This is a genomic window from Noviherbaspirillum sp. (assembly GCF_035654295.1).
In the GTDB taxonomy this organism is placed as follows: Bacteria; Pseudomonadota; Gammaproteobacteria; order Burkholderiales; family Burkholderiaceae_D; genus Noviherbaspirillum.
In genome coordinates, this window is sequence record NZ_DASRXF010000088.1 from 1 (window position 1) to 11,398 (window position 11,398).

At 62.3% G+C, this 11,398-nt stretch carries 16 protein-coding genes, 1 other RNA gene and 1 pseudogene; 10 read left to right on the forward strand and 8 right to left on the reverse strand.

Annotated elements, in window-relative coordinates; translation table 11 throughout:
* Positions 1-270, forward strand: a transfer-messenger RNA (tmRNA) gene (gene ssrA / locus VFF99_RS09345); the annotation flags it as partial.
* 64 nt (positions 271-334) lie between these two features.
* On the opposite strand, the gene VFF99_RS09350 is transcribed toward ssrA, so the two are convergent.
* Genes VFF99_RS09350 through VFF99_RS09370 form a run of 5 tightly spaced genes read right to left on the reverse strand, consistent with a single transcriptional unit; the run spans position 335 to position 2,400 of the window.
* Complete coding sequence (locus VFF99_RS09350) at positions 335-1,312, reverse strand: PA2778 family cysteine peptidase (RefSeq protein WP_325017181.1); 978 nt, start codon at positions 1,310-1,312, stop codon at positions 335-337.
* Entirely contained in the window at positions 1,313-1,702 is a 390-nt protein-coding gene (locus tag VFF99_RS09355; protein WP_325017183.1) for a PA2779 family protein, read from the reverse strand. It abuts the gene before it with no gap.
* A 35-nt stretch (positions 1,703-1,737) separates the two neighbouring features.
* Positions 1,738-2,001, reverse strand: coding sequence for a hypothetical protein (locus VFF99_RS09360; RefSeq protein WP_325017185.1), 264 nt, complete (start codon positions 1,999-2,001; stop codon positions 1,738-1,740).
* A 23-nt stretch (positions 2,002-2,024) separates the two neighbouring features.
* Entirely contained in the window at positions 2,025-2,204 is a 180-nt protein-coding gene (locus VFF99_RS09365; RefSeq protein ID WP_325017186.1) for a hypothetical protein, read from the reverse strand.
* Positions 2,205-2,217: 13 nt separating this feature from the next.
* Positions 2,218-2,400, reverse strand: coding sequence for a hypothetical protein (locus tag VFF99_RS09370; RefSeq protein ID WP_325017188.1), 183 nt, complete (start codon positions 2,398-2,400; stop codon positions 2,218-2,220).
* 163 nt (positions 2,401-2,563) lie between these two features.
* On the opposite strand from VFF99_RS09370, the gene VFF99_RS09375 reads away from it, so the two are divergent.
* From VFF99_RS09375 to thpR, 3 genes are all read left to right on the forward strand, one after another.
* Positions 2,564-2,905 carry a hypothetical protein gene (locus VFF99_RS09375; protein ID WP_325017190.1) on the forward strand — a complete coding sequence of 114 codons (342 nt, stop codon included), beginning with the start codon at positions 2,564-2,566 and terminating at the stop codon, positions 2,903-2,905.
* A 90-nt stretch (positions 2,906-2,995) separates the two neighbouring features.
* Entirely contained in the window at positions 2,996-3,931 is a 936-nt protein-coding gene (locus VFF99_RS09380; protein ID WP_325017192.1) for a metallophosphoesterase family protein, read from the forward strand.
* 96 nt (positions 3,932-4,027) lie between these two features.
* Positions 4,028-4,609: an RNA 2',3'-cyclic phosphodiesterase gene (gene thpR, locus VFF99_RS09385; protein ID WP_325017194.1), complete on the forward strand. Its 582-nt coding sequence runs from the start codon at positions 4,028-4,030 to the stop codon at positions 4,607-4,609.
* An 8-nt stretch (positions 4,610-4,617) separates the two neighbouring features.
* Here thpR and tcdA read toward each other — a convergent pair whose 3' ends face one another.
* The gene (gene tcdA, locus VFF99_RS09390; RefSeq protein ID WP_325017196.1) at positions 4,618-5,433 is read right to left on the reverse strand and encodes a tRNA cyclic N6-threonylcarbamoyladenosine(37) synthase TcdA; all 816 of its coding nucleotides are present in this window, start codon (positions 5,431-5,433) and stop codon (positions 4,618-4,620) included.
* Positions 5,434-5,531: 98 nt separating this feature from the next.
* Between tcdA and VFF99_RS09395 the strand changes: the two genes are divergently transcribed.
* The 3 genes from VFF99_RS09395 (at position 5,532) to VFF99_RS09405 (ending at position 8,766) form a co-directional block, all read left to right on the forward strand.
* The gene (locus VFF99_RS09395) at positions 5,532-6,692 is read left to right on the forward strand and encodes an MFS transporter (RefSeq protein ID WP_325017198.1); all 1,161 of its coding nucleotides are present in this window, start codon (positions 5,532-5,534) and stop codon (positions 6,690-6,692) included.
* Between the two features lie 174 nt (positions 6,693-6,866).
* Positions 6,867-7,502, forward strand: coding sequence for a pyridoxamine 5'-phosphate oxidase (pdxH, locus tag VFF99_RS09400; protein ID WP_325017209.1), 636 nt, complete (start codon positions 6,867-6,869; stop codon positions 7,500-7,502).
* A 61-nt stretch (positions 7,503-7,563) separates the two neighbouring features.
* Positions 7,564-8,766, forward strand: a complete 1,203-nt coding sequence (locus VFF99_RS09405; protein WP_325017200.1) for a cyclopropane-fatty-acyl-phospholipid synthase family protein — start codon at positions 7,564-7,566, stop codon at positions 8,764-8,766.
* Here VFF99_RS09405 and VFF99_RS09410 read toward each other — a convergent pair.
* Both VFF99_RS09410 and msrA read right to left on the reverse strand, forming a co-directional pair.
* Positions 8,763-9,164 (reverse strand): HIT family protein, encoded by a 402-nt coding sequence (locus VFF99_RS09410; protein WP_325017202.1) that lies wholly within the window; start codon positions 9,162-9,164, stop codon positions 8,763-8,765. The genes VFF99_RS09405 and VFF99_RS09410 overlap by 4 nt on opposite strands.
* Positions 9,165-9,178: 14 nt before the next feature.
* Positions 9,179-9,715 (reverse strand): peptide-methionine (S)-S-oxide reductase MsrA, encoded by a 537-nt coding sequence (msrA, locus tag VFF99_RS09415; RefSeq protein ID WP_325017204.1) that lies wholly within the window; start codon positions 9,713-9,715, stop codon positions 9,179-9,181.
* A gap of 157 nt (positions 9,716-9,872) precedes the next feature.
* Between msrA and VFF99_RS09420 the strand changes: the two genes are divergently transcribed.
* The 3 genes and pseudogenes from VFF99_RS09420 to VFF99_RS09430 form a co-directional block, all read left to right on the forward strand.
* Entirely contained in the window at positions 9,873-10,640 is a 768-nt protein-coding gene (locus VFF99_RS09420) for a helix-turn-helix transcriptional regulator (protein ID WP_325017206.1), read from the forward strand.
* A 77-nt stretch (positions 10,641-10,717) separates the two neighbouring features.
* Complete coding sequence (locus VFF99_RS09425) at positions 10,718-11,230, forward strand: flavin reductase family protein (protein ID WP_325017207.1); 513 nt, start codon at positions 10,718-10,720, stop codon at positions 11,228-11,230.
* 16 nt (positions 11,231-11,246) lie between these two features.
* Positions 11,247-11,398: pseudogene (locus VFF99_RS09430) on the forward strand (acyl-CoA dehydrogenase); the annotation flags it as partial.

Below are 11,398 nucleotides of genomic sequence, written 5' to 3' on the forward strand. Positions count from 1 at the left end.
CTAACGACGAACGTTACGCTCTGGCCGCTTAATAACCGGCTAGCCCTACACCACCTCTTCCCTGGGGTGGGCTGGTAACAGCACGTAGGGTCATTCACAGGGAATCGCTTCAAGCCGGGTCACTTGGCTTGGGGTTAAATCTAAGGTGACTCGCCTGATCGCAGCGTGCGCGTCCGCGTCGCTCAGGTTAAAACAAATGACAGCGCTAAGTATGTAGAACTGTCTGTAGAGGGCTTGCGGACGCGGGTTCGATTCCCGCCGTCTCCACCACCAATTCGGCAACACCTTAAAAAACCCACGAAAGCAGCCACGCTTCCGTGGGTTTTTTTATCACTCATCGCCCCACGCCCGCCTTTCGCGCAGAGCGGATCGACCGTAGCGTCGCTTCCGCCTCCTCCTGCCAGGGACCGCCGAGCGCTACCGCTCGAGCGGCGATGTCGGCCGCACGATCCAGCTCCCCCATGTCGGCAAGCACCGTGGCGAGGTTGTTGAGCACGGCCGCGTTTTTCGGATGGGCATCGGCAGCACGCCGGAAGACGGACTCTGCCGTCTTGAGATCTCCCGCGGCAAACGCGGCATTGCCGAAGCCGACTTGCAAGGTGAGGTTATCCGGCCACCGCTTCAACGCCGCTTGATACGCACCGCGCACCTTCGCGGAGCCCGCCGTCCTTTCGAACGCAACCAGGCTGTCGACGATGGCGGCTTCGCCGGGCGTGACCGGGATTCGTCCCGGCGGCGCAGCCACCATCCCCCAATAGCCGCTGCGCGCCCATGTGTTTTCAAACGTGCTCAGGGGCATCTCGAGGCGTTCCGTGATACCCGAGCGCAGCACGATGGTTTCCGCATCGAGGTCGTAGCCAATTGCTACGGCGTAGTGCCAAAGAGGGAATAGCGGCAGGCTGAGATTCTGCAGCACGATCACGGGATTGCCCGCGGCGATCTCGGCGGCGAGTGCATCCAGGCGCGGGGGAATCACGACGCCGACAGCACCGTTGCGGCGCGCTGCGGCCAGCATCTCGGGCTGCAGGCTGCCTTCGCGTGCCGGGACGAAGACTTGCGATACCAATGCTTCCGGCCCCACCGCAATGCCGGCGGCATTGAGCGACATCGCCAGCGCGGCCGGGCCGCACTGGTAGCGCTCTTGCGGATGGAAAGGAGTCGAGGACAATTCGGCCCGGCGCGGCAAGTCGGGGACGCCGCGCATGAGCAACGATTGCGTCTGCGTCGCGCAGCCGGCAAGCAGCAGCATCGCCGCGAGCCAGACGAATACGGACCCCAGCCAGGGGGACGTTCTCCCCCTCTCGCCTTGCATCTAGCGCCGCGAACGCGTGAACGGGAATACCTTGGTCAAACCAAGGATGTCGGTCACGAGCAGGATGACGAAGATCAGTACCAGCGCGCCGACAATGTCGCCGCCCGCAGGCAGGCTGTCGATCTGGGATGCGAGGGTAGCCGCTTCCTCGTCACTGAGTGCCGCAACGCGCGCCTGCGCATCGTCCTTGCTCACGCCGAGGCGTTCAAGATGGGCGAGCACTTCGGGCCGGTCGAGGGCCGCGCCGATTTTTTCACGGTCGCCGGATGCAGCATTGGCCGCATGGATCTGCTCTGTGCCGATCATTGCCGCCTGCACGGTCTGCGTGAAGCCGACGAAGGTAAACGCGGAAAGCACGGCGCCGACGAGGGCGCGCTTCACTGCTGACATGATCATCTCCTTCTGCTTGTTGGCGCCCTGCCCGATCAGGGCCAGGGCATGGGGGTCACGTTCCGGTACTGCCCATCGTCGTCATCGCCGAATGCGGGACGCGGCAGGGTGTCGTTCCCGTCCGCGTCACCAAGCTTTGGTCCGACGATCTGGCCGATCTCGCGCCGCCCTTCACCGAAATCGGATGACAGTAGCGGAGTCTCAGGTTTCGGCCAGTTCGTCATTGCCCACTGTACGAGCTCGTCGAAGCGCCGCGTCAGCTCTGCGGCGTACTGATCGCATTCTTCCTTGCTTGCCATTCGGCTGCTCCCGCAGGTTGGTGTCAGGATCGGTTGTCGGTCGGCGGTGCTCCCGGGGTCATGCGGCCGGGATCCTTGAGGTCGTCGTCGGTCACGTCGCGTCCGGGAGGATCGATCTGCTTGGCGAGGCGCTCAAGCTTGCTGTCCTTGCTGTCCGGTGTCCGGTTTGCTTCGTGGTCGCGCCGTTCTGGTGGAGTAGTCATGTCGGTTCCTCCTTCAGTGATGGTCGGACGTCTTGCCGGGTTCGGGGCGGATCTCCTCCGGCCGGCGGGCCACGTCTTCCTTGCGGATGCCGGAGGGCAAGCCGATGTCGTCGATGCCAATCGGATTGTCCTTCGTGCGCACTGCCTCCCTGTCGCCTTTGCCAGGTTCGACAGGCGTCTTTTGCCTGTTGTCCATATCGCCTCCAAAAAAAATTAGACGGAGGCCACTCGCGATGGTTCTTGCCGTTTTCAACACGGGCCGCCATCCCTCCGCCAAGAACTATCGCGGCACGGCTTCATCATATGGACAGGTGCGCCGTAGTGCGTCACACGCGTGCCATGACGCAAAGGAGGAATGCATGGGGCAGCAAGTGAAACACCTGATGGACGAAGCGGATATCGGCAGCGGCGACAAGTCGCCAGGGCAGGTTGACGTGGAACGGGATGAACAGTCCCTGGGGCGCGGGCCGGACGGCGACGGGCAACAGGGCCGGGTCCTGCAGAGCGGTACGCATCTGGCGCGCATCGTTGCCGTCGCACAGCCGGACGGCCTGTTCGAAGCGCAGGTGTATGTCCGCCTGACACGCGAACCCGAGGTCGCAGAAACTTATATTCCGGCGGGAACCTACCCGACCGAGGCCGAGGCATGGGCCGCGGCCGAGGAACGCGCGCAGCGGGCCTTCAACGAGCACGAGTTCTAGCGCAACGACTGAGATCCAGCCCATCCCCTACAATACGGGCTTTCCGCCGCACGCGCGGCATTGCCTGCGATTGACATGGACTGGAGTGGAATGGCCGTTCGCCCGATCAAGCGACTCATCGCAACCTGCGTATTTGGATCCCTGCTGACCGCATGCCAGTCGGACCGGCAAGAGCGCGAAGAACAGGCCAGAGCCGTCCTGCTGCCGGACAAGGGCGTGAGCGTCTATGCCGCCGGTGACATCGCCGAATGCAAATCCGCCCGTGCGGAGGACAGCAATGCCGCGAAGACCGCCGCCCTTGTGCGCGCCGGACTGAGCGCCGACGAGGAGGCGGTCGTTCTGCCCCTGGGCGACACGACCTATCCCATCGGTCTCCTGCACGAGTTCACCGCTTGCTATGAGCCGACCTGGGGGCAGTTCAAGGCGCGCACCCGCCCTATCCCGGGCAACCACGAGTACTACACGCCGCAGGCGGCCGGGTATTACACCTACTTCGGGGAAGCCGCCGGGCCCGCCAGGCTGGGCTATTACAGCTTCATGCACGGCGGTTGGCAGGTCATCGCCCTCAACAGCTATCTCAAGCCGGCGCAGCACAACGCGCAAATGGCGTGGCTGAAGGAAGAGCTGAAGCGCAGCACCGCCAAGTGCACGCTTGCCTATTGGCACCATCCTCTGTACAGCTCGGGCGGCCACGGCAGCGACAAGCGCATGCAAGACGCGTGGGCGATCCTGCACGCCGCCGGGGCGGAGCTTGTGCTCTCCTCGCACGACCACAACTACGAACGCTTTGCTCCGCAGGATGCAGAAGGCCAGCAGGACGATGCACGGGGCATGCGCCAGTTCGTGGTGGGCACCGGTGGCGCGAAGCTGACCCCGATGCGCTTTCGCCGCTTCAATAGCGAGGCCTCGGACAATTCGACGTATGGGGTGCTGAAGCTGGTGCTGAAGGAAGCGGGATACGAATGGGAGTTTCTTCCCGTCGAGAAAGACGGCTTCACCGACCGCGGCGCTGCGCTTTGTCATTGAACCGGGCACATCCTGCACGGATGCCTGTCATATCAGGAAAGACAAGAGCGCGACAGCGTGGCTTGCAGACACTTAACCTGACAGGATCCAGACAACATGAAGGCAAAGAATCCAGGCTCCATCCGGCTGTTCTACGCGCTCTGGCCCGACGATCCGACCGCCACGCGGCTGCAGCAGTTGCAGGCTCCCATGCATGGAAGAAGGATTCCTTACGCCAACCTGCATGTGACGCTGGTCTTCCTGGGACAGCAGCCGGTCACCCTGCTTCCCGAGCTGACGGACATCCTGTCGCGCATCCCGCGCACGGAGCTGTCACTGACGCTGGACCGCGTCGGCTATTTCACGCGCAACCGCATTGCATGGGTAGGCCCGAGCGAGACGCCGGAGGCGCTGGCATCACTGCACGGCTGGCTGGTGCAGGAACTCGCGGACCGCAAGGTGGCCTTCAACGACCAGCACCGTTACCGGCCGCACGTCTCGCTCGCGCGCGATGCCGAACTGCCGCCCGACCTCACCTTCGATCCCATCGTGTGGCAGGCCAGGCAAGCCGTGCTGGTGCAGTCGACGACCACGTCGGAAGGTTCGATCTACCGGATACTCGCATCGCGCGCGCTGGACAAGGACGTATGGGTACCGGACGAAGCGCGGCAGGAAGGCATCGATGCGCCGCGGGCATGATGCCCCGGCTACGCTTCGGCAGCGAGCTTGCGCAACACCTGTGAGGCCGCGACCAATCCGAAGGAGGCTGTCACGACCATTGCCGAACCGAAGCCTGCGCAGTTGAGGCCGGTGATGCCGGCTTCGATCCCGCAGCTATCGCCGCTCTCCGGAAAGCGCAGCGGCTCGGTGGAAAAGACGGCGTCGATGCCGAACTTGTTCTTCATGCCACGGGGGAAACCGTGTTGGGCGCGCAGGCGCTTGCGCACCTTGGCGAGCAGCGGTTCCTGCTCTGTGCGCGACAGATCGCGGATCTCGATCTTCGTCGGATCGGTTTGGCCGCCGGCGCCGCCGATGGTGATCAGCCGGATGCCCTTTTCACGGCAATAAGCGATGAGCGCGGTCTTTGCCTTGACGCTGTCGATTGCATCGATCACGTAATCGTACTTGCCGGCGCCGATCATCTCGTCGAGGTTTTCCGGCGTGATGAAATCCTCGATTTCATTCACCGCGCAGTACGGATTGATCTGCGCGATGCGCTCGGACAGCGCCGTCACCTTGGCCTTGCCGATGGTGTCGGTCAGTGCATGGATCTGGCGATTGACGTTCGATTCTGCAACATTGTCGAGATCGATCATGGTGATGCGGCCGATTGCGCTTCGTGCAAGCGCTTCGACCACCCATGAGCCCACACCGCCTACGCCGATTACGCAGACGTGCGCGGTGCGGAAGCGCGCAAGCGCGGTCTCGCCGTAGAGGCGCGCAATGCCGCCGAAACGACGTTCAAAATCGACGTCGTTATCAGAAGTGACATTGAGCGACGGAAAGGAGATGACTGCGTTCATCCCGTCATTTTAACGGACGGAAACCGCCTGTGTTTTTGTGCGGAATTATTTTTCTCCGTTTATTGCAGCAAGGCCAGCATTGGCGGTATCGTTGAACGGTGTTTCCCTCCGTACCGCTGCTCCACCTGATCCTTGTCGCCTTGACAGCGCATATCGCGCTGGCCGGCGTGCGCATCACGACTTCGCTCTATGCGCTGTCCATGCACGCATCCGAATTCACGGTCGGCATCCTGATTGCACTCTTCTCGCTTTTTCCGATGTTGGGGGCGGTGGCCGCCGGACGCCTGATCGACCGCATCGGCATCCTGCGTCCCATGATGGCGGGAAGCATCGCGATGGCGCTCGGCTGCGCACTGCCGGGGATCGTCGACGGGCTGCCGGTGCTTTTCCTCGCCACGATGCTGATTGGGACCGGCTTCATGGTGATCCAGGTCGCCGCCCAGCACATGGTCGGCGCGGCGAGCGCGGCGGAGCAGCGGGCATCCAACTACAGCTGGCTCGCACTCGGGTTCTCTGTTTCCGGCTTCACCGGCCCGGTGCTTGCCGGATTGATCATCGATGACGCTCCCTACTTCACGGCATACCTTGTGTTTGCTGGTGTCGCGGCGGCTGCGTTCGTACTCGTCGCGTCCGGCAAGCTGTCTGAAATCCATCTGCACCGGCCTGCCCGGCACACGGAGACAGGCAAGGCGCTCGACCTGCTGCGCCTGCCCGAAATGCGGCATATCTTCATCGTGGGCATGCTCCTGTCGTCCGCATGGGACCTGTTCACCTTCGTGCTCCCCATCCACGGCGCACGCTCGGGTTTCGCCGCCTCGACCATCGGCTTCATCCTCGGCTGCTTCTCGACGGCGACCTTCCTGGTGCGCCTGGCGATGCCGCTGATCGCGCGCCGCCTGTCAGAGTGGCAGGTGCTCACCGGTGCCCTGGTCCTGGCCGCGCTGTGCTATGCCGTATTCCCCTTCGTGCGGCAGCCGCTGTCGCTGATGGTCGTAGCCGCCATCCTCGGGCTCGCGGTCGGATCCGCGCAGCCCAACATGCTGGCATTGCTGCACCACGTGGCGCCTTCCGGGCGGGCCGGCGAAGCCGTGGGCATCCGCGTCACCATCGGCAATGCCTGCCAGGTCTTCCTGCCGCTCGCATTCGGCGGCGCGGGTGCGGCGCTCGGCCTGCCGGTGGTCTTCTGGAGCATGACGGCAATGATCTGCGCCGGCCTTCCCATCGCATGGCGCAAGACGCGCCTTTCCAAGGCAGAATAAGCAGCTTTGCGTTTTCGCAAAAATTGATTCATGACAAGGCAAAAGCCGGGCGCCAACGTATCGTTGACGTCCTGCTGCAGATGCACGTCGGAAGCGCCGTTGATAGTTATCAAAAAGGCAATGGCTTGTCATTCACTTCACGCAGAGTAACCTGCAAAATGAATAGGGACGATGATGTCGATAGCGGATCTACGTAAGGATTACAGTCGCGCAAGCTTGTCGGAGTCGGATGCCAATCCGGACCCCATCGAGCAGTTTTCGAAATGGTTCGGCGAAGCGATCGCCGCGCAGGTGCCGGAGGCGAATGCGATGACGGTATCGACGGCCACCGCCGAGGGCCGCCCCTCGTCGCGCATCCTCCTGATCAAGGATTTCGACCAGCGGGGCTTCACGTTCTTCACGAATTACGAAAGCCGCAAGGGACAGGAACTCGATCGCAACCCGTTTGCGGCGCTGCTGTTTTACTGGATCGAGCTGGAGCGCCAGGTGCGTATCGAGGGCGGAGTGGAACGCATCACGGATGCGGAAAATGACGCTTACTACAACAGCCGGCCCGTGAAGAGCCGCTTGGGCGCCATCGCATCGGCGCAGAGCCGCCCGATTGCAAACCGGGAAGCGCTGGAAGCGCGGGTGCTGGAGGTGGAACAGCAGTACGGCGACCATCCGGTTCGCCCCTCGCATTGGGGCGGGTACCGCCTGGTGCCGGACTATCTCGAATTCTGGCAGGGCCGCCCGTCGCGCCTGCATGATCGCATCGCTTATCGCCGTCAGGCGGACGGCAGCTGGCAGTTGCAACGATTACAGCCTTAAGGAAGCTTTGCCCGCAGTACCTTGGTTCGTGTGATCAATCCGTTGTTGCGGAGGGGTTATCGTGTTCTGGGAGAAAAAGCTCGGGAGTTGGGTTGACGGTATCCGCAGCCATGCGGCACTCCCCTTGCGCCTCGAATTGTGGAACGGACAGCAGCTCGATTTCGGCCAGCAGGCGCCGCAAGTCACTGTGAGAGTGCCGCACGCGTCGGCACTCAGCTATCTCCTGACACCCTCTCTGTTCAACCTCGGCAAGGCCTATGTCGAAGGCGAGATCGAAGTCGAGGGGCGCGCCAAGGAAATCATTTCGATCGGCACCGCGCTGGCGCACCACACGCTCCGGCCCGAAGGCAAGTTCGCGCGCATCGTGCGCAGCTTCCAGCACTCGCGGAAGAAGGATGCGGAAGCCATCCGCTACCACTACGACGTGTCCAACGATTTCTACCGCGAGTGGCTGGACGAGAACATGGTGTACTCCTGCGCCTATTTCGAGAACGGCGACGAAGACCTGGGCACCGCGCAGCTGATGAAGATCGACCACATCCTCACCAAGATCCGCCTGCAGCCCGGCCACACCCTGCTGGACGTCGGTTGCGGATGGGGAGCGCTGGTCATCCGTGCCGCGCAGAAGTTCGGCGCGAAGTGCGTCGGCATCACCCTGTCGCAGAACCAGTTCGAACTCGCGAAGGAGCGCATCAGGCAGGCCGGTGTTGGACATCTTGTCGATATCCGGCTGGAGGATTATCGCGACACCGGCGGCACCTACGACCGCATCACCAGCGTGGGCATGTTCGAACATGTCGGCGAGAAGCACCTTCCGGAATACTTTTCGAAGCTGCGCGCGCTGCTGGCCGACGACGGGCTCGTGATGAACCACGGCATCACGACCACCGATCCCGATAACGGCGAAACCGCGTTCGGCGGCGGCGAGTTCATCGAACAGTATGTATTCCCGCACGGAGAACTCGTACACATCGGCACGGTACTGAATGCGATGCAGCGCGGCGGACTGGAAGCGATCGATGTCGAAAACCTGCGCCGGCACTACGCGAAAACCTGCGGCATCTGGGCAGAAAATTTCGAAGACCGGGCAGACCGAATCCGCGCGCTGGTGGATCCCAGGCGTTTCCGGATCTGGCGTGTTTACCTCGCCGGCTGCGCCTATGCGTTCGCACAGGACTGGGTGTCGCTGTACCAGGTGGTGTGCACCAAGGCCGGACGCGACGCCTCAACGCTGCCCTGGTCGCGCCGCTACATTTACCACTAGAGCCGGATCTTCGCGGCGTACTCGCGCAGTTTCTCCATGCCCGGCTCCTTGCGCGGCCAGGTCAGGTCGACACCGTCATTGTCGTAACGCGGCAGCACATGCAGGTGCAGGTGGGGCACGGTCTGAAAGCCGGCGGGCCTGTTGGCCTGCAGCACGGTGATGCCGTCGGGCTGGAACGCCTCCTGCACCGCCTTCGCAATGCGATGCGCGGCGCGCATCATCGCGGCCGCCGCATCCTCGTCGGCATCCATCAGAGTGACATAGGGTTTGCGGGTCGCCACCAGCACGTGGCCGGGGTTGACCTGCCCGGCATCCATGAAGGCGAAGACATGTTCGTCCTCGTAGACCTTGGCGCTCGGAAGCTCGCCCCGGATGATCTTCTCGAAGACCGTCGTCATTGCTCCTCCCCCGCTCAGGCTTCCGCCTTGGCCTTGTCGGCGAAGACCTTCCTGAACTTCGCGACCTTGGGTGCAACGACAAATGCGCAGTAGCCCTGCATCGGGTGCTGGCGGAAATAATCCTGGTGATAGTCTTCCGCCTTGTAATAATCCTGGATAGGCGCGATCTCGGTCACGATGGGGGCGTCCCATACGCTCGCCATGCACGCCACCACCTGGCGCGCGAGTTCCTGCTGCTCCGGCGAATGATAGAAAATCACTGAACGATACTGGGTGCCGACATCATTGCCCTGGCGATCGGGCGTCGTCGGGTCGTGGATGGTGAAGAAGATCTCCAGGATTTCGCGATAGCTGATGATCGACGGGTCGAATTCGATGCGCACCACCTCCGCATGCCCGGTATTGCCGTCGCATACCTGCTCGTAGGTAGGATTGCGCACGTGCCCGCCGGCGTAGCCATTCTCCACGTGCAGCACGCCCTTGAGTTCCTGATAGACCGCCTCCAGACACCAGAAGCAGCCGCCGCCAAGTGTTGCGATTTCCGAGGCCATGATCGACTCCATGTATTTGTGTAATGACTTTAGCGCAAAGAAGCGGAGCTGCCTATGCCGCAATGAGAACCGTCAATAATTTCCGACATGCAGCACGCGCTAACACGCGTTGCCGCTGGTGTATCATTTTCGCCACCTGTTGCCATTCTTGAAAACCATGCTGCAAGCAAGCTCTCTGGTGGACTCCCTCAAGCGCGAGCTCAAGGCGCGCGACATTACGTATGCCGATCTCGCCAAGCGCATCGGCATGTCGGAAGCGAGCGTCAAGCGGATGTTCTCGCAAAAGAATTTCACCTTGCAGCGGCTGGATGAAATCCTGCAGGCCGCGCAGATCGACTTTCGCGACATCGCCTTTGCCGGGCACGATGAATCCCGCCTCATTTCAGAGCTCAGCCATGCGCAGGAAAAGGAAATCATCGGCGATCCGAAACTATTCATCGTCGCCGTCTCGGTGCTGAACCAGCTGACGCTGGCGCAAATCGTCGAGGTCTATCGTTTGAGCGAGGCCGAGGTCGTCAAATGCCTGGTCCGGCTGGACAAGATCGGGATCATCGCGCTGCTGCCGAACAACCGCGTGAAACTGCTGATATCGCGCACCTTCCGCTGGATTCCGGACGGGCCGATCCAGACCCATTTCCGCGAACAGGCCTACGGCGACTTCCTCGATTCCCAGTTCGACGGCGACCATGAACTGCTCCGTCTGGTCAATGTCATGCTTTCCAAGAAATCCATCGCCGCCCTGCTCGAACGTCTCAAACAGGTAGCGCGCGAAGTTGCGCAGCAGCACCAGGAGGATGCGCGCCTGCCCTTCGAAGACAGGTATGCGATCAGCATGCTGCTGGCGGCGCGGCCGTGGATGCCGAAGTCATTCCAGGCGATGCTGCGCGAGAAGCCGGCGGCAACGCGCGTGGTGCGCCGCAAATGAGCGGCGCCCACTTGTCCCGCTTGTTTCTCGTCAAGGCCGGTTTTTCGGCATAATGGACGGATTAACACGGATTCCAGATGTCAGCTCAATCTTCCAGCGCGGGGCCGCCCGGATTCGACTCGCGCCAATTCCGCACCGCCTTGTCGCAGTTCGCCACCGGCGTGACGATCATCACCACGCGCCTGCCGGACGGCACCTTCCTCGGCCTGACCGCCAGTTCGTTCAACTCCGTATCGCTCGATCCGCCGCTGGTACTGTGGAGCCTTGCGCAAACGGCCAAGAGCCTGCCTGTCTTCACCGGCAACTCGCATTACGTGATCAACATCCTGTCCGGACACCAGACCGCGCTGGCGGAGCGCTTTGCCAAGCGCATCGATAACCGCTTCGAAGGCGTCGAATTCGAGCTGTCGCGCACCGGCCTGCCGATCCTCAAGGGTGCGGCGGCATGGTTCGAATGCCACAACCGCAGCCGCTATCCGGAAGGTGATCATGTGATCTTCGTCGGCGAAGTCGAGTGCTGCGACGCGACGCCGCAATCGGCACTGGTATTCCACGGCGGGCAGTTCATGGCCACCACACCCGCCAAATAACAACAAGGGACGCAACATGACCAAATCGAAAGCACAATTCCACTGGGACGATCCGCTGCTGCTCGACCAGCAGCTCACGAATGAAGAGCGCATGGTGCGCGACGCGGCCAACGCCTATTGCCAGGAGCGCCTGCAGCCGCGCGTGCTGGAAGCCTTCCGCCACGAAAA

Bases quoted from the DNA above. Each gene is read 5' to 3' on its own strand.
- thpR (WP_325017194.1), top strand. From the start codon at position 4,028: ATGAAGGCAAAGAATCCAGGCTCCATCCGGCTGTTCTACGCGCTCTGG.
- VFF99_RS09355 (WP_325017183.1), bottom strand. From the start codon at position 1,702: ATGTCAGCAGTGAAGCGCGCCCTCGTCGGCGCCGTGCTTTCCGCGTTT.
- VFF99_RS09375 (WP_325017190.1), top strand. From the start codon at position 2,564: ATGGGGCAGCAAGTGAAACACCTGATGGACGAAGCGGATATCGGCAGC.
- msrA (WP_325017204.1), bottom strand. From the start codon at position 9,715: ATGGCCTCGGAAATCGCAACACTTGGCGGCGGCTGCTTCTGGTGTCTG.
- VFF99_RS09365 (WP_325017186.1), bottom strand. From the start codon at position 2,204: ATGACTACTCCACCAGAACGGCGCGACCACGAAGCAAACCGGACACCG.
- VFF99_RS09350 (WP_325017181.1), bottom strand. From the start codon at position 1,312: ATGCAAGGCGAGAGGGGGAGAACGTCCCCCTGGCTGGGGTCCGTATTC.
- VFF99_RS09410 (WP_325017202.1), bottom strand. From the start codon at position 9,164: ATGACGACGGTCTTCGAGAAGATCATCCGGGGCGAGCTTCCGAGCGCC.
- tcdA (WP_325017196.1), bottom strand. From the start codon at position 5,433: ATGAACGCAGTCATCTCCTTTCCGTCGCTCAATGTCACTTCTGATAAC.
- VFF99_RS09425 (WP_325017207.1), top strand. From the start codon at position 10,718: ATGTCAGCTCAATCTTCCAGCGCGGGGCCGCCCGGATTCGACTCGCGC.
- pdxH (WP_325017209.1), top strand. From the start codon at position 6,867: ATGTCGATAGCGGATCTACGTAAGGATTACAGTCGCGCAAGCTTGTCG.
- VFF99_RS09380 (WP_325017192.1), top strand. From the start codon at position 2,996: ATGGCCGTTCGCCCGATCAAGCGACTCATCGCAACCTGCGTATTTGGA.
- VFF99_RS09420 (WP_325017206.1), top strand. From the start codon at position 9,873: ATGCTGCAAGCAAGCTCTCTGGTGGACTCCCTCAAGCGCGAGCTCAAG.
- VFF99_RS09360 (WP_325017185.1), bottom strand. From the start codon at position 2,001: ATGGCAAGCAAGGAAGAATGCGATCAGTACGCCGCAGAGCTGACGCGG.
- VFF99_RS09370 (WP_325017188.1), bottom strand. From the start codon at position 2,400: ATGGACAACAGGCAAAAGACGCCTGTCGAACCTGGCAAAGGCGACAGG.